We start from the raw sequence: 15,586 nt of genomic DNA on the forward strand, positions 1-15,586 counted from the left end.
CTCCCTAAGGGCCAACGCTAAAGCGTTGTTCAACTTTGCTCCCGGCAAAGTTGTCGGCGGCTTCGCCGCTACGACCCCATCGGTGTACTTTCCCTAAAATCAGGCTTAACTGACAAGCATTAGGCTAAAATGGCTGGGGATTTTTATTTCTCACGTTATTTATCTGGCGTTCGTTTATCAAGCATCGCGCCTGTTTATTCGCCATAGACCGCGTTTAAGTTTTCGTTGGTGCTGCGTGAATTTGTCTCAGGCGCGCTTAAAGCGCCACAGCGATAGTTGTGTCCACCGAGAGAAAGCAAATAATTACCGGTTTTGTCCGCACCCCAAAATATAGGGGCGCTTGAAGCCGCCGTTTGTTTAACCAGCTCATATTTATTCGCTTTAGTGTCATACCAAACGGGCACATATTGAGAATACTTACGATAGTTAATAAAACCATGCTGTGAATAGAAATAATCCCAGGATTTAGTTTTATGATTAATCAACCCAATCACGGCATGACCACTATCGACGTCTCGCACCGTCAGGCTGATATTCTTGCCACATTTCTGGCGTTCAATGGGCGTACTCGTATCGGATTCGCTAGCGCTGGCGAACAGCGGAAGCCCAACTAAAAGGGACAGCAGCACGGGTTTTATCGTGATCATCAGGATCAACCTCAAGGATGAAAACAGCTTCTGGAAGAGATATTTTGTCCAGAAACGGATATTTTGCCGCGAGATGCTGATATGTCTGGCGAAAAAACACAATACGTTATTTTCATACTGTTACTATTATTACTAATACTATCTGAGTTTGCTTTAATTCATCCCCCCATTTTTTATTTTCAGCGTTAAAAACGGCTACCTACCCCTAAATAGTCTTCCACCTCAAATTTTACTCAACAAAATCTCAATGTTTTAAATTAATCTTTATTTTTCATATAAATAAATGATTTTTGCGTTGTTATCCTTTGGTGGTATTTCACCCAACCTGACGTTATGACCTCCCATTCTGCCTTGATCGCAATCAAGTTCCGCGCGCGTAACGGTCGGTAGGCTGAGCCCAATCTGAGCAATGCATCATGCATATTTCACAATAATGACAGGGGCTTTAATCCCCGTACTAGGAGAACTCCGGATGAGCAAATTTCTTGACCGGTTCCGTTATTTCAAACAGAAAGGTGAAACGTTCGCTGACGGCCACGGCCAAGAATGGAACGTAAACCGTGACTGGGAAGACGGATACCGTAGCCGCTGGCAGCATGACAAAATCGTTCGTTCTACCCATGGGGTAAACTGCACAGGTTCATGCAGCTGGAAGATTTACGTCAAGAATGGCCTAGTCACTTGGGAAACCCAGCAGACGGACTATCCTCGTACACGCCCTGATTTGCCAAACCATGAACCTCGTGGATGCCCACGCGGTGCAAGCTACTCTTGGTATCTGTATAGCGCTAACCGCGTGAAATACCCCATGATGCGTAAGCGCCTGATGAAGCTTTGGCGTGAAGCAAAAGCACAGCATAGCGATCCGGTAGATGCATGGGCTTCTATCGTCAGCGACAGCGAAAAGGCGAAAGAATATAAGCAGGCGCGAGGCCGCGGTGGTTTCGTGCGTTCTAGCTGGAAAGAGGTCAACGAGCTGATTGCGGCGTCTAACGTTTACACCGCCAAACAGTATGGTCCAGACCGTATTATCGGCTTCTCACCGATTCCGGCGATGTCGATGGTTTCCTATGCCGCTGGTGCTCGCTATCTGTCGCTGATCGGCGGCGTATGCTTGAGCTTCTATGACTGGTACTGTGATTTGCCACCGGCATCACCGATGACTTGGGGCGAGCAGACCGACGTTCCTGAATCTGCTGATTGGTATAACTCTTCTTATATCATCGCATGGGGCTCGAATGTTCCACAGACGCGTACTCCTGATGCGCACTTTTTTACCGAAGTTCGTTACAAGGGAACCAAAACCGTAGCGGTGACACCAGACTACGCAGAAATTGCCAAACTTTGCGATCAGTGGCTTAACCCTAAACAGGGCACCGACAGTGCGATGGCGCTGGCGATGGGGCACGTGATCTTGAAAGAGTTCCACGTACAACGTCAGACAGAATACTTTGCCGATTATGTGCGTACATACACCGATATGCCAATGCTGGTGCTGTTGGAACCGCGCGAGGGTGGATATTATGCGGCTGGCCGTATGCTGCGTGCCTCAGATTTGGTTGATGGTCTAGGCCAGGAAAATAACCCTGAATGGAAAACCGTGGCAATTAACCAAAATGGCGAACTGACCGCTCCACAGGGTTCTATCGGTTATCGCTGGGGCGAAAAAGGCAAATGGAACTTAGAACAACGCGATGGCACCAGCGGTGAAGAGATTAAGCTACAGCTCAGTCTGCTGGATAATTATGACGAGCTTGCTGAAGTTGGCTTCCCTTACTTTGGTGGTATCAAAACCGGTGAGAGCGATCCGTTTAACAGCGTTGAACTGCAGGACATTCTGCTGCATAAACTGCCGGTAAAACGCCTTCAGTTAGCCGATGGTTCAAGTGCCTTAGTGACCAGCGTATATGATCTAACGTTAGCCAACTATGGCATTGAGCGCGGCTTAAACGATGACAACTGCGCGCAGAGCTATGACGATGTGAAAGCCTATTCTCCTGCGTGGGCTGAATTGGTCACCGGCGTAAGCAAAGAAAACATCGTACGTATTGCGCGTGAGTTTGCACAAAACGCAGAAAAAACGCGCGGACGCTCGATGATTATCGTGGGTGCCGGTGTCAACCACTGGTACCACATGGATATGACCTATCGCGGTCTTATCAATATGCTGATTTTCTGTGGTTGCGTAGGCCAGAGCGGCGGCGGTTGGGCTCACTATGTTGGACAAGAAAAACTGCGTCCGCAAACTGGCTGGACCCCACTGGCGTTTGGCCTAGATTGGCAGCGTCCACCGCGCCACATGAATAGCACCTCATTCTTCTATAACCATTCAAGCCAATGGCGTTATGAAACGGTGGGTACCGAAGAGCTGTTATCGCCAATGGCGGATAAAACCCGATTCAGCGCCAGCCTGATTGATCTGAACGTGCGCGCCGAACGTATGGGTTGGTTGCCATCAGCACCACAGTTGGGAACTAACCCGCTGCACATTGCCGAGCAGGCACGCGCGGCAGGGATGTCTCCGGTTGATTACACGGTAAAAAGCCTGAAAGACGGTTCAATTCGATTTGCTGCTGAGCAGCCTGACGATGAGAAAAACTTCCCACGTAATCTGTTTGTATGGCGTTCCAATCTGTTGGGGTCTTCCGGTAAAGGGCATGAGTATATGCTCAAATATTTGCTGGGTACTGAACATGGAATTCAGGGGCAGGATTTGGGGCAGCCGGGTGGCGTCAAGCCTGAAGACGTCGATTGGAAAGACAACGGCGCTGAAGGCAAGTTGGATCTGGTGGTGACGCTGGATTTCCGCATGTCGAGCACCTGTTTATACTCGGATATCGTGCTGCCAACGGCAACATGGTATGAAAAAGACGACATGAATACGTCGGATATGCATCCGTTTATTCATCCATTGTCTGCCGCCGTCGATCCTGCTTGGGAATCTAAAAGCGACTGGGAAATCTATAAAGGTATCGCCGACGCGTTTTCGCGCCTGTGTGAAGGGCATCTGGGTAAAGAAACCGATATTGTCACCTTACCTATTCAGCACGATTCTGCCGCAGAGTTGGCTCAGCCGTTTGGCGTGAAGGATTGGAAAAAAGGCGAATGCGACCTAATTCCAGGGCAAACCGCGCCGCACATTATCGCAGTGGAGCGTGATTACCCAAATACCTATGCACGCTTCACGTCTCTCGGCCCATTAATGGATACGCTAGGCAACGGTGGTAAAGGCATCAGTTGGAACACACAGACTGAGGTCGATTTCCTCAAACAGCTGAACTACACCCAGCCAGACGGCGCAGCAGCCGGTCGCCCTAAAATTGAAACGGCCATTGATGCTGCGGAAGTCATTCTGTCGTTAGCCCCTGAAACTAACGGTCAAGTTGCGGTGAAAGCATGGCAGGCCTTAAGCAATATTACGGGTCGTGACCATACACATCTGGCGTTAAACAAGGAAGACGAGAAAATTCGCTTCCGCGATATTCAGGCGCAACCACGCAAAATTATCTCTAGCCCAACATGGTCTGGCTTAGAAGACGAACATGTATCTTACAACGCCTGCTACACCAACGTTCACGAGCTCATTCCTTGGCGTACGCTGAGTGGCCGCCAGCAGCTGTATCAGGATCATGAGTGGATGCGTGCCTTTGGTGAAAGCCTACTGGTATATCGTCCGCCTATCGATACTCGCGCCGCGGCGCCGGTCATGGGGAAAACGCCGAATGGTAATAAAGAAAAAGCGTTGAACTTCCTGACGCCACACCAGAAATGGGGGATCCACTCTACTTACAGCGACAACCTGTTGATGCTGACCTTAGGCCGCGGTGGCCCAATTGTTTGGCTGAGTGAAGATGATGCCAAAGAATTAGGTATCGAGGATAACGATTGGATTGAAGCCTTTAACGCCAACGGCGCGCTGACTGCGCGTGCGGTGGTCAGCCAGCGTGTTCCTGCGGGTATGACCATGATGTACCACGCGCAAGAACGTATTGTGAATATTCCGGGCTCGGAAATCACTAGCCAGCGAGGGGGAATTCATAACTCCGTGACACGTATTTCACCGAAGCCGACACACATGATTGGCGGCTACGCTCAACTGGCCTACGGCTTTAACTACTATGGCACCGTCGGCTCTAACCGCGATGAGTTTGTCGTGGTACGTAAGATGAATCGTATCGACTGGTTAGACGATGAAGGTAACGATTACACGCAAGATCAAAAGGATAGCCAGCAGGAGAAGGCCAAATGAAAATCCGTTCTCAAGTCGGTATGGTGCTAAATCTCGATAAATGTATTGGCTGCCATACGTGTTCTGTGACCTGTAAAAATGTTTGGACTAGCCGTGAGGGCACCGAATATGCCTGGTTCAACAACGTTGAAAGCAAACCGGGCGTTGGCTATCCCCACAACTGGGAAGATCAGGAAAAGTGGAAGGGCGGCTGGATCCGTAAGATCAACGGTAAACTCGAACCACGCATGGGGAACCGCGTTGGTTTACTGTCTAAAATCTTCGCCAACCCTGATGTTCCGGGTTTAGACGATTATTACGAACCGTTTGATTACGATTATCATCATCTGCAAAACGCACCAGAAAGCAAACATCAGCCCATTGCGCGCCCGCGTTCACTGATCACCGGTCAGCGCATGAAGAAAATCGAAAATGGTCCGAACTGGGACGATATTCTGGGCGGTGAGTTTGAAAAACGCGCTAAAGACCAGAATTTCGCCAACATGCAAAAAGAGATGTATGGTCAGTTCGAAAACACTTTCATGATGTATTTGCCGCGCCTATGTGAACACTGCCTGAATCCGGCTTGTGTTGCGACCTGCCCGAGTGGTGCGATTTACAAGCGTTCAGAAGACGGCATTGTATTGATTGATCAAGATAAATGCCGCGGTTGGCGCATGTGTTTGACCGGCTGTCCATACAAGAAAATTTACTTTAACTGGAAGAGTGGCAAATCGGAGAAGTGCATCTTCTGTTATCCACGCATTGAATCCGGACAGCCAACGATCTGCTCTGAAACGTGCGTGGGGCGTATTCGTTACTTGGGCGTATTGCTATATGACGCAGATAAGATTGCCGATGCCGCTTCAGCAGAGAATGAGCAGGATTTGTATCAGCGTCAGTTGGATATTTTCCTCGACCCTAACGATCCCGCAGTAATCGAACAGGCGCTGAAAGATGGCGTGCCGCAGGACGTGATTGAATCAGCCCAGAAATCGCCGGTGTACAAAATGGCGATGGATTGGAAACTCGCTCTGCCATTGCATCCTGAATATCGTACGCTGCCGATGGTCTGGTATGTGCCGCCGTTGTCGCCCATTCAGTCGGCGGCGGATGCTGGAGCGTTGCCACATTCTGGCGTGCTGCCTGATGTCGAAAGTCTGCGCATTCCCGTCCAGTATCTTGCCAACTTATTAACCGCAGGTGATACCGCGCCGGTGTTGCTGGCGTTAAAACGCATGTTGGCTATGCGTCATTTCAAACGGGCTGAAACCGTGGACGGCGTCACCGACACCAGCGCGTTGGAGCAGGTGGGGTTAACTGAGGTTCAGGCACAAGAGATGTATCGCTATTTGGCAATCGCCAACTATGAAGATCGCTTTGTGATCCCATCAAGTCATCGTGAACAGGCTCGCGAGGCCTTCCCTGAAAGTAAGGGCTGTGGTTTCAGCTTTGGTGATGGCTGTCATGGTAGTGATACCACGTTTAATTTGTTTAATAGCCGCCGTATTGATGCCATTGACGTGACGCAGAAAACGCCGCGTGATGCGGATATTCATGGGGAGAAACGCTCATGATAACGCTACGCATTGTGGCTCGTCTGCTGGATTATCCCGATGAAGCCCTATGGGAAAACCAGCAGGAGCTGATCGCCGCGCTGGATGATGCGAATGAGTTAGCGCTGGCGCAATCTGCTCAGTTGATGGCTTACATCCGTGACTTCACAAGCCATGATCTGATGGATGTACAGGCGCAGTACTGTGAGCTCTTCGATCGCGGGCGTGCCACCTCATTACTGTTGTTTGAGCATGTGCACGGTGAGTCTCGAGATCGCGGTCAGGCGATGGTTGATTTGATGGCGCAATATAGCGCGGCAGGTTTAGAGATCGATAGCCGCGAGTTGCCGGACTTTTTGCCAATGTATCTCGAGTTCCTCGCGAGTCGCGATCGTGAAACGGCGCGCCAAGGTTTACTGGATATTGTGCCAATTCTTGCGTTGCTGGGCGCGCGTTTGAAAGATCGCCAAAGCCACTACGCGACGCTATTTGATCTGTTGCTAGCGGTTTCAGGCACTCATGTTGAAAGTGAACAGCTTAGCGACAAAGTGGCTCAGGAAGCACGGGACGATACTCCAGCTGCATTGGATGCCGTGTGGGAAGAGGAACAAGTGAAGTTTCTTGGTGAGGAAGGCTGCGCTTCGGCACAGCAAAATGCACATCAACGTCGCTTTGTCGGAGCCGTAGCGCCGCAGTACCTCAGTTTGGACGCCACGCCGGTGGCAGGAGAACGTCAATGAATTATCTCAACCAGTTCTTTTTTGATATTTATCCCTACATGGCAGGCGCCATTTTTATTATTGGCAGTTGGATACGTTATGACTATGGTCAATATAGCTGGCGTGCGGGCTCTAGCCAAATGTTGGATAAAAAGGGAATGCGTCTGGCTTCTAACCTATTCCATATTGGGATTTTAGGTATCTTCGCTGGGCATTTTCTTGGCATGCTGACGCCGCATTGGATGTATGAGTCGTTTCTCCCTGTGCCGGTTAAGCAGAAAATGGCGATGTTTGCAGGTGGTGCATGTGGTGTGATGATGTTGATTGGCGGCGTAATGCTATTGAAGCGTCGTTTAACTAACCCACGCGTACGCGCGACCTCAAGCGTTGGCGATATTCTTATTTTGACGCTGCTGGTGGTGCAAGTATGCTTGGGACTGCTGACGATTCCGTTCTCTGCTCAACATATGGACGGCAGCGAAATGATGAAGCTGGTGGCATGGGCACAGTCAATTGTGACCTTCCACGCAGGGGCGGCTGAGCACTTAGAGGGCGTAGCACTCATCTTCAAGCTGCATATCGTATTGGGACTTACGCTATTTGTGCTATTTCCATTCTGCCGTTTAGTGCACATCTGGAGTGTTCCCGTGGAGTATTTAACGCGTCGGTACCAAATCGTTCGTCATCGTCATTGATATTTTGAGTTTTAACAAGCCTCGTATCTCATTAAGAACACGAGGCTTTTTTTTATCTCTTATAAAACTTCGTGACTTTCGCTCATTGCTCTTGCTATGTAGCCTCATTTAGTTGTTTATAATAACTTAACAAGGCATGTAGCGCTGGTTAATGGATTTAATTTAATTATCAATTAGGATGAAAACAATCAAATTAATGATCATTTAAATAAGAGCATATTCTTTATGGCTGAGCGCAACGAACGTAATTCACTTAGTAAAATTAAGGTTTTTGACCTTAACCTATTAACCATTTTCGAAATGGTCTTTATCCATTCCAGTGTCAGTAATGCAGCCGCCTCTTTAGGAATGACGCCTTCTGCAGTGAGCCAGTCGCTACAAAAATTGCGTAATCACTTCTCTGATCCTTTGTTTATTCGAGAAGGCAAAGGGATTTCACCAACCACCGTAGCGGCGAATTTACATGAGCAACTGGCTCAGAGTATGGGGCAGTTAAATAAAGCAATTAACCCAACGCCTGATATGGCTCTTAAAACTAAATTTGTGGTTTACGCACCGCCTTTTATGAGTATGGCGTTGTTACCTACCGTGGTACGTAGTTTACAAAATGACGGCATGGATTATGAAATTGTGCATTACAGCTCTTACACCCAGCGTAGTAGTACAGAAGAGCTACTCAATTTTCGCAAAGCCGATATTATTTTTAGTCCAAGCCCTTATGTGAGCTTCTCGACGGTCTGTACGCCATGTTCTGTAGAACCGATGGCTGTTATTTGCCGCAATGATCATCCACGTGTTGGCGATACGCTAACTAAACTTGATGTTGCCAATGAGCGTTTTACCTCGATGAATTTGGATGATGCTGAAGTGTTAACCCATAAGGTGATGTTGAACGAAGTTTTAGGTGAACGTCATTTTCTATTTTCGAGTAACTCTATGCTGGGGATTATTAGCGTGGTTGAAAATACCGATGCTATCGGTGTCGTTCCACAAAGTTTATTAGATCGTTTTGGCTCATCATTCAAAGTTCGCTCGCTAAAAACCGAGTTTGAGATGTTAAAAACTACGATTTATATGATTTATAATAAAAGCTCTCTGCAAAATCGCGCCTTTACGCATATGTTGGATCGTTTAAAGAGAGAGATCCCTACAGCGTTGTTAAATAGGCCAGAAGATAACTAAGTCTGCGACTAAGGCGTTATATTCCTAACGGTTATTCTATAAATTTTCTTGTGCGAACCAATCCTGATTCTGCTGTTCGATTGGTGTGATGGTGTGGATCATTTCTTGAAGATGCACTAACACAGCCTTTTCAGCGGACTCTGGATTGTGATCGGCAATTGCCTGATAGATTTTTTCATGCTGGGTAATCAGACTTTCAGGAGGGGATACCTTACTGAGAGTGAGAAAACGAACCCGATCCATCGTCGCTTTGATATTTTCAATGGTTTCCCATGCTAGCGGGCAATCGGCTATTTCCGTTAATAGCTGGTGAAATTGGTCATCAAGCGCGAGAAACTCGCTGGTTTGATTGTGCAGAGCGGCCAACTTTTGTCGACTAATATTGTGTTCCAGCATCAGCAACTGTTCTGCTGTGGCTAACTCAGCGGCTCGCCGAGCAATACTGCACTCAATGGCACTGCGGATAAAACGTCCGTCAGCAACGCGTTTCACGGAGATCTTCTGCACGAAAGTGCCACGCTGAGGCAAGATTTGTACTAAGCCATTTTCAGCTAATTTGATAAATGCCTCTCGTACCGGCTGGCGTGACACATTGAAACGGGTCGATATTTCCTTTTCTGACAGCAAGGTACCCGGCGGGATCGTGCATTCAACGATGTCTTTACGCAGGTAGCGATAGATTTGCTGATTGACTGGCAAGTTGCCATTTAGGTCATAATTTTGCTGCGGAGTATGCATTGACATGCGTATGGCGTCATTTTGTATTTAAGGGGGAAGTCGCATCAGTCTAGCATAAGTTTGCTAAAGATTTGCCGTTGCTGATACAGGGATTTAGCGAGAATGAATCGCTTGGATCATGGCTCCTCACTGGCGTATGAGGAGCCGGAATGTGTGTGCTTTTATCGCGCGTTTGTCGCAGCGAGTTTGAGAACGTCATCCCAAACGCCGTCGTCAACTGGAATGCCCTCGACGAGATTTTCTCGACGGGTTTTGACTTCGAGTTCACCTGGGTAATAAACCGCAGTTTGTCCCTCGGCGGGCTCCGAGCTTTTCACATAGGCGGCCACGCTGTCGGCCATTTTGTTGGTAAAGTCACGCCCCCCCAGTTGGGTTGGATCAAAAACCATAAATATTTGGCTAGCGCCGGTACAGCTCCCTTTTTGAATCTTATCTATCCCGTTGGTGGGCTCACCGGCAGACAGTAGCGCCGCCATCGCATCCAGCAGTATTGCCATACTTGAGCCTTTCCAATAGCCCGTCGGCAAGATACGCATGGATTGCTCAATCGGGCCCGGTTCATCGGTTAAGTTGCCGTCTTTGTCGTAGCCGCCGGGGTAGGGAAGTTTTTCACCTTTTAAGCGTGTGACCTGTAGTTTGCCATAGGCATATTGTGACATTGCCATGTCGAGCACCAAAGGACCGCTTTCTCGCGGTACTGCCATCACAAACGGATTATTGCCAAGGCGAGTATTTTTCGCGCCCCAAGCAGGCATACAGGATTCGGTGTTGGTCCAGCAAATTGCCGCCAGCCCTTTTTCTGCGGCTTTCCAACCATAGGTTCCACCGCGCATCCAGTGAGTGGTGTTGCGCAGTGCGACAATACCAATACCGTTCTCTTTCGCTATTTTACTGGCTTGTTCTGTGGCAAACAGGGCATTTGTGATACCAATTCCACGTTGACCATCATAAATTTCGATAGCCCCAAGCGATTTAACCAAGCTGGGGTCGGCATCAATAGCAATCCAGCCTTGCTTCACGTAATCCACGAAACGTGCGACACGGTTTAATCCGTGAGAATAGATGCCGTCGCAGCTAGACTCAGTATGGATCTGAGCACAGATATCGGCCCGTGCTGCGTTTAATCCCGCATTAATGAAGGCTTGTTTGACTGTGTTTTTCATGACATCGAAGGTAATTCTTTGCATGTTGTACACCTTATTTTTTGAGCTGAACCAGATAGTGTGCGACGGTGGCTTTTGCCCCCTTTTCTAACAGGGCGCGATAGGCCGCGTGAACGGCTTGAGTGAATCGAGGCTGTTTGGCGAGGTCGTGGCCAAAAATAGTGGTTAGCGACAGCAAGGCATCCACGCGCTTTTCCCCCTGCGAAGAGCCTGTGACGACGGTTTGGATCTCAGCCAGCAGCGGATCGCTGATCTCAATGTGATTACCCTGTTCGTCGATACCGCCTACGTAGCGCATCCAACTGGCCACGCCCAGCGCCAACAGCTCAAAGCTAGAACCATGACTGAGGTGCCAACGTACAGAGTCCAGCATGCGCTGTGGCAGTTTTTGGCTACCGTCCATGGCGATTTGCCAGGTGCGATGTTTCAGCGCTGGATTCGCGTAGCGAGCGATTAGTGAATCCGCGTAGGCGGCAAGATCGATGTCTGGCACGCTGAGAGTGGGCGCCTGTTCATCCAGCATCAGAGTGCGAGCGGCAAGGCGATAGTTTTCGTCCTGCATGCAGTCGTTAATGTGTTGATAACCCGCTAGATAGCCGAGATAGGCTAAAAATGAGTGGCTACCGTTCAGCATTCGCAGCTTCATTTCTTCATAAGGTAATACGTTGCTTACCAGTTCCGCCCCCACTTTTTCCCATGCGGGACGACCTGCGGCGAAATTGTCTTCGATGACCCATTGGCGAAATGGCTCACAGGCTACGCCTACGGGATCGGCCATGCCAAGCTGCTGTTCTATTTGCGCTAATGTTGCGGTGGTAACTGCCGGAACGATGCGATCGACCATGGTTGACGGGAACGTCACATTTTTCTCGATCCATTCAGCCAAATCTGGCGACTGGGCAGCGGCCAGCCCACAAATGACATTGTGGGTGACATGACCATTTTCCGGCATGTTGTCACATGACATCACGGTAAATGCGGGCAAATGAGCGGCGCGGCGTTTAGCCAACGCGGCGACGATAACGCCTGCGGCTGAGTGAGGATGCTGTGGGTGCGCAATATCATGAATGATTAATGGATGTTCAAGGTTAAGTACGCCGCTGGCGGGATAGTGACAGTAACCTTTTTCCGTGATTGTCAGAGAGACAATGGCAATTTCTGGCTGGCAGAGGGCGTCAAGAACGGCATCAATACCGTCAATTTGCGCATGCAATGCTTGGCGAACCACGCCCACCACCCGACATTGCCAGCCTTGCTCTGACATTTCTGCCACGCTGAATACGTTATCCTGTTGGTGCAAGTCTTGGATCTGTTGCTCGCCGCCAATCAGGTTGATCTCACAGTATCCCCAGTCGCTGCCGTGTTCGGCAGCTAACCGATCGGCGTATACCGCTTGATGTGCACGATGAAAGGCGCCAAAGCCAATATGTGCAATGCGTGGAATCAGTCGTTCGCGAGAGTAGGTGGGAACGACGGCGTTAGCCTGCAATAAGGTCTGTTTCATAGTGATATCCATTATTCTTGGCGAAGTGGTGCTGGTTTTGTTAACTCAGGAACCGCGACATCTTGAGTGGCGTTATTGGACTCTCCACACCACAGCGTGTCGTAGCGATAGCCGGTGAGATCTTCTATAACGCCTCTGGTTTTTGCCTCCACCCTGAGTTTTGAGCCACCGGCTTTTAGGCGATCGATTTCATCCACGAGAATTTTGTGGGTGGTCTTATTCAGCCGGAACGAAAGTGCCTGAATGAGTGCTCCGACCAACAGCAACGTGGTGCCGATAAACAACACCATGGCGATGGTGTGAGTTGCCTCAGGGGGCTGTACTAAGCTGCCTTTTACAAAACCACCGGTTTGCAGCAGGATGCCAACGATAAAAGTGGCGATAGCGACGGTGGTTTTGCGTGAGAAGGTCATTACCGCGGCAAATAATCCTTCTCGGCGCTGGCGTGTGATCATTTCGTCCACATCAGGAATGAACGGGAAAACGTTCCACGGGGTGAATTCTAATATGCAGCGGCCAACCTGATAGAACGCCGCCAGTGCAATAAGAACCATGGCCTGATTTGATATTGGGAACAGATAGACGCAGAGCAATCCACCGAGGCAGAGAAGCATGATTGAATAGGCGAAAACATACAGCTTAGCGGGTCCATATTTAATCATGGCAACCCCAGCGAGCAGGGTGACAGGTAATCCCACAATGCTCAGCGAAAGCAAACTTGCGGCAAATGACGAGGAAATACTTAAGCAATAGACACAGAAGAATACGAAAACGGTGTTATAGACATCTTTGGCGGTGAATGAGAGTAGATAAATGGATAGGTGTTTTCTGAAGGCTCTCACTTTTAAGGTTGAAATATAGTCTTTAAATAGATTTCCTACTGCTTTTACTTTCTCCCTGGCCGATCTTTTTATTTGAGATTTTTCCAGCTCTGCATACATTTCGGGGGTTAGTTCACGCTCCCATGTGACCTTCCAAGAAATAAATACGCATACCATAAAGACAATTGAAAAGGCGATTCCGTTGAATAGGTAAGCATTGGCATTTCCTTCACCAAAATGTTTAATCAGCAAACCAGGAATAAAAGTCGCTAGAAAAGTACCTAACGCTGAAATAAACATCCGGCAGGTGGAGAGTTTAGTTCTGGCGTTAAAATCTTTAGTCATCTCAGAGGGTAATGTTTCCCAAGGGATCAATACGATAGCGGCGATAATTTCAAACGCGAGATAGATTGTGAGATAGAACCAGTAGTTCATTCCCGTTATCCATAGCAACGAGTACACCAGCATCAGCGGAGCACCAATTAACAGGAAAAAACGGCGGCGACCAAATTTTTTACCTAAATAGGTTTTATAGAAGTGATCGGTAAAACTCCCCATAAATAAACTGACTATGGCATCGACAATGCGTGCAATCGCTACAATTGAGGCGGCTTCAATGGGGGTTAACCCAACGAAAGTGGTATAGAAGAACAACAGCCATGCACCAATGATAGTGAAAGCGCCACCGCCCATAATATCGGTAAGTCCATAACCAATACTGACGGGAATGGTTATTTTTCGAGTGATACGCGACATATAAAATCCTTTGCTGGTTAATGTCGATATGAATTCGATTCTGTGTATACCCGTCATACTTCAAGCTGCATTTTTGTTGGCTACGTTCACTTACCCGAATCGCTGACTAGAGTCAGCTCATCGGGGCTCGCACACTTGTCGCCTCAATACAACTTGAATTATTTAGGGTATAGATAAACGCGGATGTTTATCTACACAGGCTTTTAAACTTGGCGGTTAAATATGAGCGGCTAATTCCGGTTCAGAACGTGAAGGCCGGATAACAAACAGCACCAAAATTGCGCCGAGCGCGGCGACACCGCCTGCCAGAATAAATGCGCTATCGAATTTCCCGGTGTTTTGCACGATAAACCCAGTCACGATTGGCCCCACAATGCCGGATATGCTGCCGATAAGATGAATAAAGCCGCTGGCACCACCGATACGTGATTTATGCACCACGTCTTGAATAATCGCCCAGTAAATCGAACCGGTGACGTATAGGAAGAAAATGGAAACCGACATCAGTATCACGGCCGGTATAACCTGAGTGACGGTTCCAGCCAGCGCGACACAGATAGAGGATGCGAGCAAACACACGACCAGCACGATTTTGCGTGAAAGCAGCAGCTTGCCCGTCATACGGTAAATTTTGTCAGAAATGATGCCGCCCAACGCTAATCCAATGAAGCCGACGATCCACGGAATAACGGTGGTAATGCTCATTTCTTTGATGTTCAGGCCGTGCGCCTGAACCAGATAAGAGGGAAACCAGCTTAGGAAGAAGAACAAGATGTAGTTGTAGCAAAAGAAAGCAAAAGCAGTGACCAGAATAATTGGCTGCTTCATATAGAACATGAGCGAATGGCCAGGCTGCTGGTTGGTGTCCGTTGTGGCTTCTTCGTGTTTCTGCTGTGTAATTAACGCGCGTTCAGCTTGGCTGACGTGACGGCTTTTCTCTGGAGAATCGGATACCACGAAGAACCAGATTAGCATCCAGACAATGCCGATAGCACAGATGATCATAAATGCAGGACGCCAGCCGAAAGCCAGTGCCAGATAGCCGACAATCGGGCCTGCGACTGCGCCGCCCAAGGGGGAACCGGCACTGAGTAATCCCATTGCGGTTGCAGCCTGTTTGCGAGGGAACCAGCCATTGATCATTTTGTTGGCTGATGAACAAATCGGGCCTTCAGCCATGCCAAAAAGTACACGAAGGATCAGCATGGAGTAGAAACCCGAGGCGAGGGCAGTGAAGCCGCAGAATATTGACCACAACCCAACCGCGACGCCGAGCACCAGCATAGGTCCGAATTTGTCTACGGCAAGGCCACCGATAAAATTGAATACGGCGTACCCAAAAAAGAAACTGCCAAAAATAATCCCGAACTGTTCAGCGTTGAGCGAGAGATCTTGTTCGATCATCGGCAACGTAATGGAAAGTGCGACACGATCTAAGTAGTTGATCATGTAAACTAAAAATAATAAAAAAACGATTGTCCAACGCAAGTTCTTAAACATAAGTACTCCACGCAGTTATTATTATGTTGTAGGGTGCGTGCCGCCTAAGAGGCACGCATTTAGCGGGTTCGCATTTA

At 48.7% G+C, this 15,586-nt stretch carries 11 protein-coding genes; 5 read left to right on the forward strand and 6 right to left on the reverse strand.

The annotated features are described in order from the left end of the window. Positions 1-194: 194 nt before the first annotated feature. Complete coding sequence (locus M988_RS05675) at positions 195-647, reverse strand: hypothetical protein (protein WP_061059741.1); 453 nt, start codon at positions 645-647, stop codon at positions 195-197. A 472-nt stretch (positions 648-1,119) separates the two neighbouring features. Between M988_RS05675 and M988_RS05680 the strand changes: the two genes are divergently transcribed. The 5 genes from M988_RS05680 to M988_RS05700 all read left to right on the forward strand — a co-directional run bounded on the left by M988_RS05680 (position 1,120) and on the right by M988_RS05700 (position 9,027). Then, positions 1,120-4,896, forward strand: a complete 3,777-nt coding sequence (locus M988_RS05680; protein ID WP_064573222.1) for a nitrate reductase subunit alpha — start codon at positions 1,120-1,122, stop codon at positions 4,894-4,896. After that, on the forward strand, positions 4,893-6,452 hold the full coding sequence (narH, locus tag M988_RS05685; protein ID WP_064573226.1) for a nitrate reductase subunit beta: 1,560 nt from the start codon (positions 4,893-4,895) through the stop codon (positions 6,450-6,452). Before M988_RS05680 ends, narH begins: the two co-directional genes overlap by 4 nt. Next, positions 6,449-7,171: a nitrate reductase molybdenum cofactor assembly chaperone gene (narJ, locus tag M988_RS05690; RefSeq protein ID WP_064573228.1), complete on the forward strand. Its 723-nt coding sequence runs from the start codon at positions 6,449-6,451 to the stop codon at positions 7,169-7,171. Before narH ends, narJ begins: the two co-directional genes overlap by 4 nt. Then, a complete protein-coding gene (gene narI / locus M988_RS05695; RefSeq protein ID WP_008814195.1) occupies positions 7,168-7,845 on the forward strand; it encodes a respiratory nitrate reductase subunit gamma in 678 nt (225 codons plus the stop codon). Before narJ ends, narI begins: the two co-directional genes overlap by 4 nt. A gap of 225 nt (positions 7,846-8,070) precedes the next feature. Continuing rightward, positions 8,071-9,027, forward strand: coding sequence for a LysR family transcriptional regulator (locus M988_RS05700; protein ID WP_039188090.1), 957 nt, complete (start codon positions 8,071-8,073; stop codon positions 9,025-9,027). A 36-nt stretch (positions 9,028-9,063) separates the two neighbouring features. Here the strand turns inward: M988_RS05700 and M988_RS05705 are convergent, their stop codons facing one another. From M988_RS05705 to M988_RS05725, 5 genes are all read right to left on the reverse strand, one after another. Continuing rightward, on the reverse strand, positions 9,064-9,771 hold the full coding sequence (locus M988_RS05705) for a GntR family transcriptional regulator (protein WP_064573230.1): 708 nt from the start codon (positions 9,769-9,771) through the stop codon (positions 9,064-9,066). Between the two features lie 155 nt (positions 9,772-9,926). Beyond that, positions 9,927-10,952, reverse strand: coding sequence for a 3-dehydro-L-gulonate 2-dehydrogenase (gene yiaK / locus M988_RS05710; RefSeq protein ID WP_039188093.1), 1,026 nt, complete (start codon positions 10,950-10,952; stop codon positions 9,927-9,929). 10 nt (positions 10,953-10,962) lie between these two features. Next, on the reverse strand, positions 10,963-12,432 hold the full coding sequence (locus M988_RS05715) for a mannitol dehydrogenase family protein (protein ID WP_064573231.1): 1,470 nt from the start codon (positions 12,430-12,432) through the stop codon (positions 10,963-10,965). A gap of 11 nt (positions 12,433-12,443) precedes the next feature. Continuing rightward, entirely contained in the window at positions 12,444-14,009 is a 1,566-nt protein-coding gene (locus tag M988_RS05720) for an MFS transporter (RefSeq protein WP_064573232.1), read from the reverse strand. 216 nt (positions 14,010-14,225) lie between these two features. Then, the gene (locus M988_RS05725) at positions 14,226-15,509 is read right to left on the reverse strand and encodes an MFS transporter (protein WP_064573234.1); all 1,284 of its coding nucleotides are present in this window, start codon (positions 15,507-15,509) and stop codon (positions 14,226-14,228) included. Between the last annotated feature and the right edge of the window lie 77 nt (positions 15,510-15,586).

The sequence above is a fragment of the Hafnia paralvei ATCC 29927 genome, from assembly GCF_001655005.1.
Taxonomy (GTDB): Bacteria; Pseudomonadota; Gammaproteobacteria; order Enterobacterales; family Enterobacteriaceae; genus Hafnia; species Hafnia paralvei.

Coding starts and splice junctions, on each gene's coding strand:
- M988_RS05680 (WP_064573222.1), top strand. CDS start 1,120: ATGAGCAAATTTCTTGACCGGTTCCGTTATTTCAAACAGAAAGGTGAA.
- narH (WP_064573226.1), top strand. CDS start 4,893: ATGAAAATCCGTTCTCAAGTCGGTATGGTGCTAAATCTCGATAAATGT.
- yiaK (WP_039188093.1), bottom strand. CDS start 10,952: ATGCAAAGAATTACCTTCGATGTCATGAAAAACACAGTCAAACAAGCC.
- M988_RS05700 (WP_039188090.1), top strand. CDS start 8,071: ATGGCTGAGCGCAACGAACGTAATTCACTTAGTAAAATTAAGGTTTTT.
- narJ (WP_064573228.1), top strand. CDS start 6,449: ATGATAACGCTACGCATTGTGGCTCGTCTGCTGGATTATCCCGATGAA.
- narI (WP_008814195.1), top strand. CDS start 7,168: ATGAATTATCTCAACCAGTTCTTTTTTGATATTTATCCCTACATGGCA.
- M988_RS05705 (WP_064573230.1), bottom strand. CDS start 9,771: ATGTCAATGCATACTCCGCAGCAAAATTATGACCTAAATGGCAACTTG.
- M988_RS05725 (WP_064573234.1), bottom strand. CDS start 15,509: ATGTTTAAGAACTTGCGTTGGACAATCGTTTTTTTATTATTTTTAGTT.
- M988_RS05720 (WP_064573232.1), bottom strand. CDS start 14,009: ATGTCGCGTATCACTCGAAAAATAACCATTCCCGTCAGTATTGGTTAT.
- M988_RS05715 (WP_064573231.1), bottom strand. CDS start 12,432: ATGAAACAGACCTTATTGCAGGCTAACGCCGTCGTTCCCACCTACTCT.
- M988_RS05675 (WP_061059741.1), bottom strand. CDS start 647: ATGATCACGATAAAACCCGTGCTGCTGTCCCTTTTAGTTGGGCTTCCG.